A 14,293-nucleotide genomic window follows, 5' to 3' on the forward strand; every position below is an offset into this window, starting at 1 on the left:
CTCAGATGTGATCGCCACGCTTGCCGTGGCGTCATTACTGGCTCAATTTAGCGGCATCGTCCCGGAAGACCCCAGACTTCATGTCATCGACCTCCTTCAAGCAGTCCATGCGGCGCCTTTGGGCACTGGATAAGTTCAGTTACAGCGTACGGGTATTCATCGCCCTGACCGGCAGCATGGCGCTGTGCTGGTACCAGAATGAAATGGCGCTGCTGATCCCGCTGTTCCTGGGCATTATCGCCAGCGCCCTGGCTGAGACCGATGACAACTGGCAAGGCCGGCTCAACGCCCTGGCCGTGACACTGGTGTGCTTCAGCACTGCGGCACTGTCCGTCGAACTGCTTTTCCCATATCCCTGGATCTTCGCGATCTTCCTGGCGCTCTCCAGCTTCGGCCTGACCATGCTCGGTGCCCTCGGCGAGCGTTATGGAGCGATCGCTTCGGCCACCCTGATTCTCTCGGTCTACACCATGATCGGCGTGGACCAGCGCGGTGGCGCCGTCACCGACTTCTGGCATGAACCCTTGCTGCTGGTGGCCGGCGCCGCGTGGTATGGCGCGCTGTCGGTGTTGTGGCAGGTGCTGTTTTCCAACCAGCCAGTGCAGCAGAGCCTGGCGCGACTGTTTCGTGAGCTGGGGCGTTACCTCAAGCTCAAGTCCTCATTGTTCGAACCGATCCGCCAACTGGATGTGGAAGCGCGGCGCCTGGAACTGGCGCAGCAGAACGGCCGGGTGGTGGCAGCACTGAACGCCGCCAAAGAGATCATCCTGCACCGGGTCGGCAATGGTCGCCCGGGCTCCAAGGTCAGCCGCTACCTCAAGCTGTACTTCCTGGCGCAGGACATCCACGAGCGCGCCAGCTCCTCGCACTACCCTTACAACGCCCTCGCCGAAGCCTTCTTCCACAGCGACGTGCTGTTCCGCTGCCAGCGCCTGTTGCGCCAGCAAGGCAAGGCCTGCCAGACCCTGGCCGAATCGATCCAGATGCGCCAGCCGTTCGTTTATGACGACAGCTTCGCCGAAGCCCTGGGCGACCTCAACGCCTCCCTGGAACACCTGCGCATCCAGAGCAACCCGGCCTGGCGCGGCCTGCTGCGCTCCCTGCGCGCCCTGGCGGCCAACCTGTCGACCCTGGACCGCCTGCTGGGCGACGCCGCTAACCCCGACAGCCTGGCCGATGCCACCGACAGCAGCCTGCTGGACCGTGCACCGCGCAACCTCAAGGAAATGTGGACGCGCCTGCGCACGCAGTTGACGCCGACTTCGTTGCTGTTCCGCCACGCCCTGCGCCTGCCCCTGGCGCTGAGTATCGGCTACTGGATGGTGCACTTGATTCACCCGTCCCAAGGCTATTGGATCATCCTCACCACGCTGTTCGTGTGCCAGCCAAACTACGGCGCCACCCGGCGCAAGCTGGGCCAGCGGATCATCGGCACGGCCATCGGCCTGACCATCGCCTGGGCGCTGTTCGACCTGTTCCCCAACCCGCTGATCCAGTCGATGTTCGCCATTGCCGCCGGCCTGGTGTTCTTTATCAACCGCACCACGCGCTACACCCTGGCGACTGCCGCGATCACGCTGATGGTGCTGTTCTGCTTCAACCAGGTGGGCGACGGCTACGGGCTGTTCCTGCCACGGCTGTTCGATACCTTGCTCGGCAGCCTGATCGCCGGACTGGCGGTGTTCCTGTTCCTGCCGGACTGGCAGGGCCGGCGCCTGAACAAGGTGCTGGCCAATACCCTGACCTGCAACAGCATCTACCTGCGCCAGATCATGCAGCAGTACGCCGCGGGCAAAAGCGACGACCTGGCTTACCGCCTCGCCCGGCGCAATGCCCACAACGCCGACGCCGCGCTGTCCACCACCCTGGCGAACATGCTGATGGAGCCGGGGCATTTCCGTAAGGAAGCGGACGTGGGGTTCAGGTTCCTGGTGCTGTCCCACACGCTGCTCAGCTACCTGTCGGGGCTGGGCGCCCACCGGGAAACCCAACTGCCGGCGGAAGTGCGCGAGCACTTGATCGAAGGCGCCGGGAAGACGCTGGCGGCGAGCATTGACGAGATCGCCACCGGGCTGGCGAACAAGCAGCCAATTGCGATTCAGAGTGATGCCGAGGAAGCCTTGGCAGTGGACCTGGAGCAGATGCCGGATGAGATTGATGAAGGGCAGCGGCTGGTGCAGACGCAATTGGCGCTGATCTGCCGGCAACTGGGGCCGTTGCGCACGTTGGCGGCTCACCTGATCAAAGATACCAGCGAAGCCTGAACCCTCTTCGCGAGCAAGCCCGCTCCCACATTCGGCCGAGTTCCACCTTTGGAATGCGGTCGAATGTGGGAGCGGGCTTGCTCGCGAAGGGGCCATTAGCCTCACTACATCCCGTGCTGCTTCATCAACCGCGCATAACTGCCATCTGCCTTCATCCTGGCAATCTCCCGATCAAACCCGGCAACAATCTGCTGATGCTGAGGATTTTTCAGGCTAACCAGAATGTGCAGGCTGTTTTCGCTCAGCGGCACCGGCAAAAACTCCACCGCGTTGCGCACGGTGGCGGACTCCCGAGCCAGGTAGTAGCGGGCGACGAATTCGTCCTCCAACGTCAGCCGCACCCGCTGCGCCGCCAGCATGCGCACGGCCATGGCGAAGTTATGCACCGGGACTTTCTGCAATTGCGGATCGGCATCGAACGCCGCTGAATAGGCATAGCCACGCACCACCGCGACGGGGTAGTCGTGCAACTGCTCCAGGTTCTGGTAGTCGATGGGATCGTCGCGGCGCTTGAGAAACAGCACCCGGTTGAGCAGGTATTCGCCGGAAAACTGCCCCAACTGAGTACGCGCATCGTCGTACCAGGCGTTCACCAATACGTCGTAACGCCCATCGCCCACACCCATCAGCGCCCGCGCCCAGGGCACCTGTTCAAACTCACTGGCATAGCCGGCACGGGCCAGGGCGGTGGTCACGATGTCGGTGGCCAAACCACCATTGACCAGGGTGGCGTCAGTGAACGGCGGCCAGGCATCCGCCACCAGTCGCAAGCGTTCTGCCGCCACCGCCTGGGCCAGCAACAACAAACCGATCAAAGCAACGGCACGAGAAAATCGCGGCATGCTCAAGTCCTTGGCGGGCATTCTATGGCCTGACCTCTGGGGCAACCCGAGGATTTAACAGTAGCTCATCAATGAGCTGTACTGCAGATTACACAAAGACGGCAGCGTCGCACGCAGAGAATGATGGCAAATTGATCTCACTCACAAAAAAACCGCAATTTAGACACCCGCCTCCCGCGCGCTTACTATCCTGACCAGACAATCAGCCGAGAGAACACCATGACAGTCGAATGGGTCTGCAAACACCACAGTGACCTGGGCAAGGAGCAGCTGTACGCCATTTTGCGCCTGCGCTCGGAGGTCTTCGTGGTCGAGCAGAAATGCGTGTACCAGGACATCGACGGCCAGGACCTGGACGGTGACACCCATCACCTGATGGCCTGGGATGATGGTCAACTGCAGGCCTACCTGCGCCTGCTGGATCCTGAATCACAAGGTGGTGATGTGGTGATCGGCCGGGTGATCGTTGCGCCGAGCGCGCGGGGTACCGGGCTGGGCCACCAGATGATGGATGAGGCCCTCAGGCAGGCGGAGAAACAGTGGCCCGACGTGCCGATCTATCTGTCGGCCCAGGCGCATTTGCAGGGGTATTACGGGCGGTACGGGTTTGTGGTGGCGGGTGAGGAATACCTGGAGGATGACATTCCACATATAGGCATGCGCCGGGCATGAGGGCCTCTTCGCGAGCAAGCCCGCTCCCACATTTGACCGAGTTCCACCTTTGGAATGCGGTCGAATGTGGGAGCGGGCTTGCTCGCGAAGGCGTCAGCCCGGTCACCACAAGCCTTCAGGGGTAATCCAGGACAGCCTTGATCCGGCTTAGGTTCGCCTCGATCCAGCGCCGATCAATCGCGCCCCAATCACGAATCCGATAGCGCCCGGCATGGTTGCGGGCCCCGTCTTCCTGTTCAAACTCACACACAATATCCAGGTCCGCCAACGCCGCAATCGTGTCCTGTGCAGTACGCCGGGGCATGCCCGTCACCTCGGTCAGTGCCGGCACGCTGCTGGCCAGCTGGCTATCAATCAGGTACGCCACATACAGGCGCCGGTAGAAGCTGCTTTTGGTCTTGCTCACATCCATGCTCGATCGCCTTTGAAGGTCAGGGCTTGCCCTGCAGGTCCCGCCAGGTCAGGTACACCCGCAGGTCGAATTCCACCTGATGGTAGCCCGGCAACATGTATTCACAGAGTTTGTAGAACGCCTTGTTGTGGTCCGATTCCTTGAAGTGCGCCAGTTCGTGTACCACGATCATGCGCAGAAATTCCGGCGCGGCTTCCTTGAACAGCGAGGCGATACGGATTTCTTTCTTCGACTTGAGGTTGCCACCCTGCACCCGGGAGATGGTGGTGTGCAGGCCGAGGGCGCGGTGGGTCAGGTCCAGGCGGTTGTCGAACAACACCTTGTCGATGGCCGGGGCGTTGCGCAGATGTTCCTGCTTCAGGGCCTGGGCGTAGCTGTACAGCGCTTTGTCGCTCTGCACGCCATGCCGTTCGGGGTAGCGCTGGGTCAGGTAGTCGCCGAGTTGGTCCTTGGCAATCAACTGGCGCACTTGCTCCTGCAATGCTGGGGGGTAGGCCTGGAGGTATTTCAGCGCGGTCATGGGGTCAACAACGGGTATTTGAATGGGCGCCAGTGTAGCGAATTCAGCGGGCCGCTGCGCGCAGGCGCCAGTCGGCAATTTCATCCGCGATCAACGGCGGCGCCACCTGCGGGCCCTGGATGAACTGGCAGCCGTTGGCCTTGAGCCATTCAACTTGCTCCTGGGTCTCGACACCTTCGGCAATCACCAGCAGATCAAAATGCCGGCACAATTCGATAATGCTGCGCGCCATCGCCGCGTCCCGGGATGAACCCGGCAGGCGGGCGATCAGCTTCGGGTCGAGCTTGAGGGTGTCGAATTCCAGGTCCCGCAGGTGGGCCAGGGAGCAGTTGCCCGCGCCGAAATCATCCAGGGCAATCCGCACGCCGGCCCGGCGCAACAGCTTGAGCTGCTTGGTGGACTCATCCAGGTTGTGCATCAGGCTTTCTTCACTGATCTCCACCTCAAGCTGCCGGCCTTGCAACCCATGTCGCTCCAGCACCTGCTGCAGCTGGCTGGCCAGGTTCGGCATATTGAACTGGCTGCTGCTCAAGCTCACGCTCAGGACCAACTCATCGCTGAACACCCCTGCCCATGCCTGCCGTTGGGCGGCCACCTGCTGGTAGATCCAGGTGCTCAACTGGCTGATCAGCCGCGCCTCTTCGAGCAACGGCAGAAACAGCCCCGGCGGCACATCGCCGACACTCGGGTGCTGCCAGCGCAGCAGCGCTTCGACGCCCCGCAGATGGCCGTCGTGCAACGACACCTGCGGCTGGTACACCAGGGTGAAATCCTTGCTGTCGATGGCGCTGCGTACGCTGTCTTCGAGCATCAGGCGCGAGCGGGCCCGGCCGTTCATTTCCTGATCGTAATAGCGATATTGCTGACGCCCGGCGCGCTTGGCCTCGTACATCGCGACGTCCGCCGCGCGCAGCAGGCCGTTGAGGTCCGAGCCGCAGTCCGGGAAAGTGGCGATGCCGATACTGACGCCCAGCATCACATCCAGACCGTCGACCTGCTGACAGATCGACACCCGTTCGATCAGTTTTTCCGCAATCTTGGCCGCCTGCTCCGGAAATTCCAGCTCCAGCAGCGCGGTGAATTCATCCCCGCCCATGCGCCCGAGAATGTCGTAGGAGCGCAGGCACGCCTTCAACTGTTCCGAGACCCAGCGCAGCACGCGGTCTCCGGCGTCGTGGCCGAGGGAATCGTTGACCCGCTTGAACCCGTCCAGGTCCAGGTACAGCAGCACCAGCGACTGCTCGTTACGCTCGCTGCGCAACAGCACATTCTCCACCGACTGGTGAAACCCACGCCGATTGAGCAGGCCCGTCAGCGGGTCGGTGACGGCCTGGAACTCCAGTTGCTGATGCAGATGGCGCACCTCGGACATGTCCAGCACCGTGACCACCATGGCTTTCTGCTCGGCCGGCAGCGGGGCGCACGACATCGCCACGGGCAACTGCTGGCCGGGCGCGGTGCGCAAGATGGCGTCGTGCAGGCGCCAGGTTTCACCACGTTTGTAGCCTTCATACAATGCAGAATCGGACCACCCAGGCACATGGGGCTTCTGTAGGAAGCCCAGGAACTCGGCACCCTGGATCTCAGCGACCGGCGCATTGATCAGCCGCGAAATCGCCGGGTTGGCGTAGCTGATCACGCCGTCTTCGCCCACCACCAGGATGCCTTCGGCGGCATTGTCGAGCACCGAGGCATTGAAGGCCCGGGCCGACTCCAGATCGTGACTCAGGCGCTGCAAGGCACGGCGGTTGCGCTGGTGCTCCAGCAGGGCCTGGACCTTGGGCTTGAGGATATTCGGGTCGAAGGGTTTCAGCAGGTAGTCGATCGCGCCGCTGGCATAGCCTTCCAGCATCGCCGCCGGCGATTGGGCGTGAGCGCTGAGAAAGATGATCGGGGTCAGTTGCGTACGTTGGCTGCCGCGCATCAGCCGGGCCACCTCGAACCCGTCCATGCCGGGCATCATCACATCCAGCAACACCAGGTCGACGTCGTGTTCGAGCAGCAATCCCAGGGCTTCAACCCCGGAGGCCGCCGTCACCACATGCCAATCTTCACGCTGCAATAACGCACGCATGCTGATCAGGTTTTCGGGATAGTCATCGACCACCAAAAGCACTGAACAACCATCGCGAGGCTTGATTGGAGCGCATTCCATTGCTGCTTCTCTTTCGTCGGAGTCATTCCGGTCATTTTTGCGACAAAACCGGATAAACAATAAGGGCTCACTCTAGCCCTGGATCCCATAAAGCAGAAGCCACGACGGTGCCATCATTGCGCCAAAGCCCAGACAACCGACTAACGGTCAGTGTCTACAGCCCGCGGTTTACGGGGAACATGGCTTTTTGACATTTCATTGGCGCCAACAATCCGCCACAAAGCCATTAACAATCCATTTCGAGCCACCTATAAAGAAAGTGCCGGCTCCCGAGCCAAGGCCTTCTTTCCCCGTTATAGGCGTATTCAATGATTGATCTGTCCACCTGGAACCTGAGCATCCCCGTCGGCTCCCCGCCCTCGACCATCGACACGCCGAAGCTGCTCAGCGGGTTCAAGGACCAATACTTCCAGGCCGAAGGCAGCAGCGTGCAATTCTGGACCCCGGTAACCGGCACGCGTACCGAGAACGCCGTTTACCCTCGCAGCGAACTGCGGGAAACCTACGCCGACGGCCGCCTGCGTAACTGGCTGTACAGCGACGCCGACAATTTCCTGCGTGCCACGTTGGCGGTCAACAAGGTGCCGTCGTCCGGCAAGGTGGTGATCGGTCAAATCCACGCCTACGAAAGCCAGAAGCCACTGATCAAGGTCGAATACCAATACAAGGAAAAAACCCAGACCGGCAACATCGTCGCCAAGGTGCGCATGCGCCCTGACGAGTCGGAAGGCCGGGTGATCATCGTCGCCGAGAACGTACCGCTGGACCGCGACTTCACCTATGTCATCCACCTGAACAAGGCCGGATTGTTGAGCGTCGACGCTGCCAATGGGCAATGGAACGAACGCATCGGCGCTGCGTGGGGCAAACAGCCGCTGTACTTCAAGGCCGGTGCCTACGTGCAGGACAACAGCGGCAACAGCAAGGAAGGCGCCCGCGTGACGTTTGCCAAGCTGGACATTGACCACGACTGAAGCTGATTCGCTTCAGCGACCGGTCCCACGACGCTTTAGGACAGAACCGCGACCCAGGGTCTCGACTTTCTTGTAGGACAATCCGAGTATGGCGCCGCGCACGCGCACTACCCCCTACAAGAAAGTCATGGAGACTGCCCAATGCCCTTTTCCCGCACCCTGCTAGCCCTCTCTATGGGCATGGCACTGCTGCAAAACCCGGCCTTTGCCGCCCCGCCCCTCTCGATGGCCGACGGGGTGGCCCAGGTCAATATCCAGGACAGCAACGCCTGGATCGAAATCAACAAGGTCGCCTTCGAAAACAATATCCGCACCCTCCAAGCCAGCCTCGCTGACAAGTCGAAAATCTGCGCCGTGCTCAAGGCGGATGCCTACGGTCACGGCATCGGTTTACTGATGCCCTCGGTGATCAAACTGGGCGTGCCCTGCGTCGGCATCGCCAGCAACGAAGAAGCCCGCGTGGTCCGTGAAAGCGGCTTCAAGGGCCAACTGATCCGCGTACGCACCGCCGCCCTGAGCGAGCTGGAAGCTGCGTTGCCGTATAACGTCGAAGAGCTGGTGGGCAATCTGGACTTCGCCGTGCGCGCCAGCCTGATCGCCGAAAACCACGGCCGCCCACTGGTCGTGCACCTGGGCCTGAACTCCAGCGGCATGAGCCGCAACGGTGTGGAAATGACCACCGCCCAGGGCCGCCGCGACGCCGTAGCCATTACCAAGGTGCCAAACCTGCAGGTGACGGCGATCATGACCCACTTCGCCGTCGAAGACGCCGCCGACGTGCGCACCGGCCTCAAGGCGTTCAACGAACAAGCCAACTGGCTGATCAACGTCGCCCAGCTCGACCGCAGCAAAATCACCCTGCACGCCGCCAACTCCTTCGCCACCCTGGAAGTGCCCGAGTCGCGGCTGGACATGGTTCGTCCGGGCGGCCTGCTGTTTGGCGATACCGTACCGTCGTTCACCGAATACAAGCGGGTGATGCAGTTCAAATCCCACGTGGCGTCCGTCAACAGCTACCCGAAAGGCAACACCGTAGGCTACGACCGCACCTACACCCTGGCGCGGGATTCGAAACTGGCGAACATCACCGTGGGTTATTCCGACGGCTATCGCCGGGCGTTTACCAACAAAGGCATCGTGCTGATCAACGGGCACCGGGTGCCGGTGGTGGGCAAGGTGTCGATGAACACCCTGATGGTCGATGTCACCGACGTGCCGACCGTGAAGAGCGGCGATGAGGTGGTGTTGTTCGGCAAGCAGGGCGCGGTGGAGACCAGCCAGGCGGAGGTTGAAGACATCAACGGTGCGTTGCTGGCGGATCTGTATACGGTGTGGGGTAACTCGAATCCGAAGGTGCTGGTGGAGAACTAAGTCTCCCCACATCTCGTAGGCACTGTCCTATGGACCCAAGGATCATTCGGTGATTAACACAATCACTTAAACAACACTTATCCCTGTGGGAGCTGGCGGTGCGACGATTCGACTTGCCCGGCTCCCACAGGGGTTCTGTGTCCTACAGGGCCGTTGCGGTGAATCGGAGCGCCGCTTATAGTTCGCCCCGTCGCCGGCATTGAACGGCGATAGGGTTTCGCAGCCCTAACGATACGTGTGTAACCAAGCATCATGAATGCAACGACTAGCGCTTCTACGTCCGTCGTTTATTTTATGGTGGCTGTGTGTGGGAGACCTTCGGGTCTGCCGGGTTCCTCGTATCCTCGGTCTGCGAACCCGCACACAGCTACCACCCATTCGTTTCGCAGCGAACGGCGGTAGTCCTTTTTAGATACGAGGAATATTTGCCATGACGCCAGAACTCCCGCCCCGCCGTTTCACCCCCTGCACCGAAACAGCCACCGAATACCCGGTACTCCTGATCGACAGCGAAGCTCCGCTGCAGGACCTGCACGCCTGCCTGCGTGAACGCCTCAACGCCGCCCTCGAACACCTCAACCTGATGGCCTGCTCCAGCCTGCCCGATTTTGCGGAGCGTGACCTGAACCACGTAGCCAACACCGCCCGCATCCTGGTGCAGGACGTAAGCGACGTATTCCGCGTCATCGAATACCGCGGGTTCGACACCCGCGCAGCCGCCTGATCAAATTTCAGCCACAAAAAAGCCCGCATCGCTGCGGGCTTTTCATTAACGCGTAAGGCTTAGTTGACCTTGGCGTTCAACTCACCTTTCAGGTAACGCTGGTACATCGCTTCCAACGAGATCGGCTTGATCTTCGAAGCGTTGCCCGCAGTACCGAAGGCTTCGTAACGTGCGATACATACATCACGCATGGCAGTCACGGTAGCGCCGAAGAATTTACGTGGGTCAAATTCGCTCGGGTTGGTGGCCATCAGGCGACGCATCGCACCGGTGGAGGCCAGGCGCAGGTCGGTGTCGATGTTGACCTTGCGCACGCCGTACTTGATGCCTTCGACGATTTCTTCAACCGGCACGCCGTAGGTTTCTTTGATGTCGCCGCCGTACTGGTTGATGATCGCCAGCCACTCTTGCGGTACCGAGGAAGAACCGTGCATCACCAGGTGGGTGTTCGGGATGCGCTTGTGGATTTCCTTGATGCGGTCGATGGCCAACACGTCGCCGGTAGGTGGCTTGGTGAATTTGTAAGCGCCATGGCTGGTGCCGATGGCGATGGCCAGGGCGTCAACCTGGGTCTTTTTCACGAAGTCGGCGGCTTCTTCCGGATCGGTCAGCATTTGGCTGTGATCCAGTACGCCTTCGGCGCCGATACCGTCTTCTTCACCGGCCATGCCGGTTTCCAGGGAACCCAGGCAGCCCAGCTCGCCTTCAACCGAAACGCCACAGGCGTGAGCCATGGCCACGGTTTGTTGGGTGACGCGTACGTTGTATTCGTAGTCGGTCGGGGTCTTGCCGTCTTCGCCCAGGGAACCGTCCATCATTACCGAGCTGAAGCCCAACTGGATGGAGCGCTGGCACACGTCAGGGCTGGTGCCGTGGTCCTGGTGCATGCACACCGGGATGTGCGGGAATTCTTCGATCGCGGCGAGGATCAGGTGACGCAGGAACGGGGCACCGGCGTATTTGCGCGCGCCGGCCGAAGCCTGGACGATCACTGGAGAGTCAGTCTTGTCAGCGGCTTCCATGATGGCGCGCATCTGCTCAAGGTTGTTGACGTTGAAGGCTGGAACGCCATAGCCGAATTCGGCTGCGTGGTCCAACATCTGGCGCATGCTGATAAGTGCCATTGTGAGTCTCTCTCCCGGTCGAGGGTCGTTAATCGTGCAAGCCTGCCGTAGCGGCGGCTGCTATTCAAGTTATTGAAGGTCAGGCTTTCAAAGCCTGCCCTGCTTAATCGTTAAACCTGTCTGTAGGACCCGGCTTGCCGGCGATGGCGGCTGACGCTATCGCCGGCAAGCCGGCTCCTACGGGTGATCGCGGCGTGTTATTGCGCTTTACAGCCACGCCCGATCAAATCATCGGTGGCAACCCAGTAAACCAGGCCTTCCTCACCTTTTGTGTGAAACGCCAACTGGCCGTCGCTGTACAGCACGCCCGAGGCCGCCACATCCTGCTTGAGGCGATACACCTGGTCCGAGCCGCCGAGGCGCACATCCACCTGGGTGCGGGCCTGGTCGGCAAACCGCCAGTTGACTTGCGCCTGGCTGTCACACGTCCAGGTGGTCCACTTGTCTGCCGGCTCTGCCTTCTTGTCGAACATGTTCAGGTTGGTGCATCCGGCCAATAACGCCAGTGCCGCCAGGGCGAAAACGCCTTTCATTGCCAATCCTCAAGCGGCGACCTGCGGCCACCGCTGCTGTCGGTTAGTGAATCAGACCCGTCAAGGGCAACCCTGTTCCTGACCGTTGGGCGCAGAGTCGTATTTCTCCAACCCGTCCGGCCCGATGCGCTTGTTGATCACCGGCATGGTTTCGGCCTGCCAGTCAGCCTGGTAGCAACTCTTTTGCCGCGCCGCCCCGGCCTTTTCAGACTCGGGCGCCGCTTTCGGCGTGCTGCCGCAGCCGGCCAGCAGGCCCGCTGCAATCACCAGTGCCAACGACCTGATCATCGGAATGCTCCTTTTCCTCAGCAAGTGCCTTATCCCTTGGCCCGGCTTTCCAGCACTTCGACAGCCGGCAGTACCTTGCCTTCAACGAATTCGAGGAACGCACCACCCCCCGTAGAAATGTAGGAGATCTGGTCAGCAACGCCATATTTATCGATGGCCGCCAGGGTGTCGCCACCGCCAGCGATGGAAAATGCCGAGCTTTCAGCGATGGCGTGGGCCAGCACTTTGGTGCCGTTGCCGAACTGGTCGAACTCGAACACGCCGACCGGGCCGTTCCACAGGATGGTCTTGGACGACTTCAGCAGTTCAGCGAAGTTGGCTGCCGTTTGCGGGCCGATGTCCAGGATCATGTCGTCAGCGGCAACGTCAGCGATCAGCTTGACGGTGGCTTCGGCGCTTTCAGCGAATTCCTTGGCCACCACCACGTCTACCGGCAGCGGCACGCTGACCTTGGCGGCAATGGCGCGGGCGGTTTCCAGCAGGTCCGGCTCGTACAGCGATTTGCCCACCGGGTGACCGGCAGCGGCCAGGAAGGTGTTGGCAATGCCGCCGCCGACGATCAGCTGGTTGCAGATCTGGCTCAGGCTGTTCAGCACGTCGAGCTTGGTGGACACCTTGGAGCCGGCAACGATGGCGGCCATCGGTTGGGCCGGAGCGCCGAGGGCCTTGCCCAGTGCGTCCAGTTCAGCCGCCAGCAACGGGCCAGCTGCGGCAACTTTGGCAAACTTGGCCACGCCATGGGTCGAACCCTCGGCACGGTGCGCGGTGCCGAAAGCGTCCATCACGAACACGTCGCACAGGGCAGCGTATTGCTGGGCCAGTTCGTCGCTGTTCTTTTTCTCGCCCTTGTTGAAGCGCACGTTTTCGAACAGCACGATGTCGCCAGCCTTCACGTCCACACCGTTCAGGTAGTCGGCAACCAGCGGCACGTCGCGGCCCAGGGCCTTGCTCAAATATTCAGCTACAGGCTTGAGGCTGTTTTCTGCCGAGAATTCACCTTCGGTCGGACGACCCAAGTGGGAGCAGACCATCACGGCCGCGCCTTTTTCCAGGGCCAGCTTGATGGTCGGCAGCGAGGCCAGGATTCGCGCATCGCTGGTGACAACACCGTCCTTGACTGGGACGTTGAGGTCTTCGCGGATCAGTACGCGCTTACCTTGCAGATCGAGGTCGGTCATCTTCAACACGGTCATGGGGGGCAATTCCTGAGAGCTAAAGTTGTGGAGAGGCTGTTTGCAGATAGTGTTCTGCAACGTCCAGCATTCGGTTGGCAAAACCCCATTCGTTGTCGAACCACGCCAGGATGTTCACCAGCCGTGGGCCGGAAACGCGGGTCTGGCTGGCATCGACGATGGCCGAATGCGGGTCGTGGTTGAAATCACAGCTGGCGTGCGGCAACTCGGTGTAGGCCAACAGGCCTTTGAGCGGGCCGCTGGTGGCGGCGTCGCGCAGGATCCGGTTGACTTCGCCGGCGTCGGTGTCGCTGACGGTTTGCATGGTGATGTCCAGGCAAGACACATTCACCGTCGGTACCCGTACGGCTTTGGCCTGGATTCGCCCGGCAAGTTCCGGCAACAGTCGCTCGATACCGCGCGCCAGGCCGGTGGACACCGGAATCACCGACTGAAACGCCGAACGCGTACGGCGCAGGTCTTCATGGTGGTAAGCGTCAATCACCGGCTGATCGTTCATTGCCGAGTGAATGGTGGTGATCGACACGTATTCCAGGCCAATCGCCTGGTCCAGCAGGCGCAACAGCGGCACGCCGCAGTTGGTGGTGCAGGAGGCGTTGGACACCAGCAATTCGGCACCGGTCAGGCAATCCTGGTTCACGCCGTAGACGATGGTGGCGTCGACATCCGCCTCGCTGGCCATCGGCTGGGAAAACAGGACCCGTGGTGCGCCGGCGTCGAGAAACCGCTGGCCGTCGGCACGGGTGTGATAGGCACCGGAGCATTCCAGCACCAGGTCGACGTCCAGCGCCGCCCAGTCGATGCCCTCAGGGGTGGCACTGCGCAGGACCTTCACGCAGTTGCCATTAATATGCAGACAATCGTCTTCGACCCGCACTTCGCCGGGGAACCGGCCGTGGGTGGAGTCAAAGCGTGTCAGGTATTCGATGCTGGCCATGTCCGCCAGATCGTTGATCGCGACAATTTCAAACCCGGCCGCCGGCCCTCGCTCGAACAGAGCACGCAAGACGCAACGACCAATCCGGCCGTAGCCGTTGAGTGCAACTTTGTAGGGACGCGGTTGAGGCATGGGGTTCTCGCATTGTGGGCGACACAAACCTTTGCAGGAACTCGCTTGTGTGGCGAGGGAGCTTGCTCCCGCTGGAGTGCGAAGCACTCCCAGACCGGCTGACGAGGTGTATCTGACACATCTCGATCGCACGGCTTGGGGCCGCTTCGCAG

14 protein-coding genes are annotated in these 14,293 nt (G+C 61.3%); 5 read left to right on the forward strand and 9 right to left on the reverse strand.

What is annotated here, in order from left to right; all coding sequences use genetic code 11:
• The first annotated feature begins 80 nt into the window (after positions 1 to 80).
• On the forward strand, positions 81 to 2,264 hold the full coding sequence (gene yccS, locus HX815_RS07025) for a YccS family putative transporter (protein ID WP_003216889.1): 2,184 nt from the start codon (positions 81 to 83) through the stop codon (positions 2,262 to 2,264).
• Positions 2,265 to 2,368: 104 nt separating this feature from the next.
• Here yccS and HX815_RS07030 read toward each other — a convergent pair whose 3' ends face one another.
• Positions 2,369 to 3,106 carry an ABC transporter substrate-binding protein gene (locus HX815_RS07030; protein WP_102370074.1) on the reverse strand — a complete coding sequence of 246 codons (738 nt, stop codon included), beginning with the start codon at positions 3,104 to 3,106 and terminating at the stop codon, positions 2,369 to 2,371.
• 219 nt (positions 3,107 to 3,325) lie between these two features.
• On the opposite strand from HX815_RS07030, the gene HX815_RS07035 reads away from it, so the two are divergent.
• Positions 3,326 to 3,778, forward strand: a complete 453-nt coding sequence (locus tag HX815_RS07035; RefSeq protein ID WP_003216885.1) for a GNAT family N-acetyltransferase — start codon at positions 3,326 to 3,328, stop codon at positions 3,776 to 3,778.
• A 115-nt stretch (positions 3,779 to 3,893) separates the two neighbouring features.
• On the opposite strand, the gene HX815_RS07040 is transcribed toward HX815_RS07035, so the two are convergent.
• The 3 genes from HX815_RS07040 to HX815_RS07050 are packed head-to-tail and all read right to left on the reverse strand — an operon-like array spanning position 3,894 to position 6,865.
• Positions 3,894 to 4,190: a helix-turn-helix domain-containing protein gene (locus HX815_RS07040; RefSeq protein WP_087693220.1), complete on the reverse strand. Its 297-nt coding sequence runs from the start codon at positions 4,188 to 4,190 to the stop codon at positions 3,894 to 3,896.
• Between the two features lie 19 nt (positions 4,191 to 4,209).
• On the reverse strand, positions 4,210 to 4,710 hold the full coding sequence (locus HX815_RS07045) for a M48 family metallopeptidase (RefSeq protein WP_003216881.1): 501 nt from the start codon (positions 4,708 to 4,710) through the stop codon (positions 4,210 to 4,212).
• 43 nt (positions 4,711 to 4,753) lie between these two features.
• Positions 4,754 to 6,865, reverse strand: coding sequence for a bifunctional diguanylate cyclase/phosphodiesterase (locus HX815_RS07050; protein WP_087693222.1), 2,112 nt, complete (start codon positions 6,863 to 6,865; stop codon positions 4,754 to 4,756).
• A 308-nt stretch (positions 6,866 to 7,173) separates the two neighbouring features.
• On the opposite strand from HX815_RS07050, the gene HX815_RS07055 reads away from it, so the two are divergent.
• The 3 genes from HX815_RS07055 (at position 7,174) to HX815_RS07070 (ending at position 9,934) form a co-directional block, all read left to right on the forward strand.
• The gene (locus HX815_RS07055) at positions 7,174 to 7,839 is read left to right on the forward strand and encodes a polysaccharide lyase family 7 protein (protein WP_003216876.1); all 666 of its coding nucleotides are present in this window, start codon (positions 7,174 to 7,176) and stop codon (positions 7,837 to 7,839) included.
• A gap of 141 nt (positions 7,840 to 7,980) precedes the next feature.
• Positions 7,981 to 9,210, forward strand: a complete 1,230-nt coding sequence (gene alr, locus HX815_RS07060; protein WP_177028003.1) for an alanine racemase — start codon at positions 7,981 to 7,983, stop codon at positions 9,208 to 9,210.
• 430 nt (positions 9,211 to 9,640) lie between these two features.
• Positions 9,641 to 9,934 carry a fructose-bisphosphate aldolase gene (locus tag HX815_RS07070; protein WP_177028004.1) on the forward strand — a complete coding sequence of 98 codons (294 nt, stop codon included), beginning with the start codon at positions 9,641 to 9,643 and terminating at the stop codon, positions 9,932 to 9,934.
• Positions 9,935 to 9,993: 59 nt separating this feature from the next.
• Here HX815_RS07070 and fba read toward each other — a convergent pair whose 3' ends face one another.
• The 5 genes from fba to epd all read right to left on the reverse strand — a co-directional run bounded on the left by fba (position 9,994) and on the right by epd (position 14,141).
• Entirely contained in the window at positions 9,994 to 11,058 is a 1,065-nt protein-coding gene (gene fba / locus HX815_RS07075) for a class II fructose-bisphosphate aldolase (protein ID WP_003177554.1), read from the reverse strand.
• 197 nt (positions 11,059 to 11,255) lie between these two features.
• On the reverse strand, positions 11,256 to 11,591 hold the full coding sequence (locus HX815_RS07080) for an MliC family protein (RefSeq protein ID WP_003216869.1): 336 nt from the start codon (positions 11,589 to 11,591) through the stop codon (positions 11,256 to 11,258).
• 60 nt (positions 11,592 to 11,651) lie between these two features.
• On the reverse strand, positions 11,652 to 11,879 hold the full coding sequence (locus HX815_RS07085; protein ID WP_008434073.1) for a hypothetical protein: 228 nt from the start codon (positions 11,877 to 11,879) through the stop codon (positions 11,652 to 11,654).
• Positions 11,880 to 11,908: 29 nt separating this feature from the next.
• Positions 11,909 to 13,072, reverse strand: coding sequence for a phosphoglycerate kinase (locus HX815_RS07090; RefSeq protein WP_008434075.1), 1,164 nt, complete (start codon positions 13,070 to 13,072; stop codon positions 11,909 to 11,911).
• 19 nt (positions 13,073 to 13,091) lie between these two features.
• Entirely contained in the window at positions 13,092 to 14,141 is a 1,050-nt protein-coding gene (gene epd, locus HX815_RS07095; RefSeq protein WP_008434077.1) for an erythrose-4-phosphate dehydrogenase, read from the reverse strand.
• Positions 14,142 to 14,293: the final 152 nt, after the last annotated feature.

Source organism: Pseudomonas sp. E6002 (assembly GCF_013385565.1).
Classification (GTDB): domain Bacteria; phylum Pseudomonadota; class Gammaproteobacteria; order Pseudomonadales; family Pseudomonadaceae; genus Aquipseudomonas.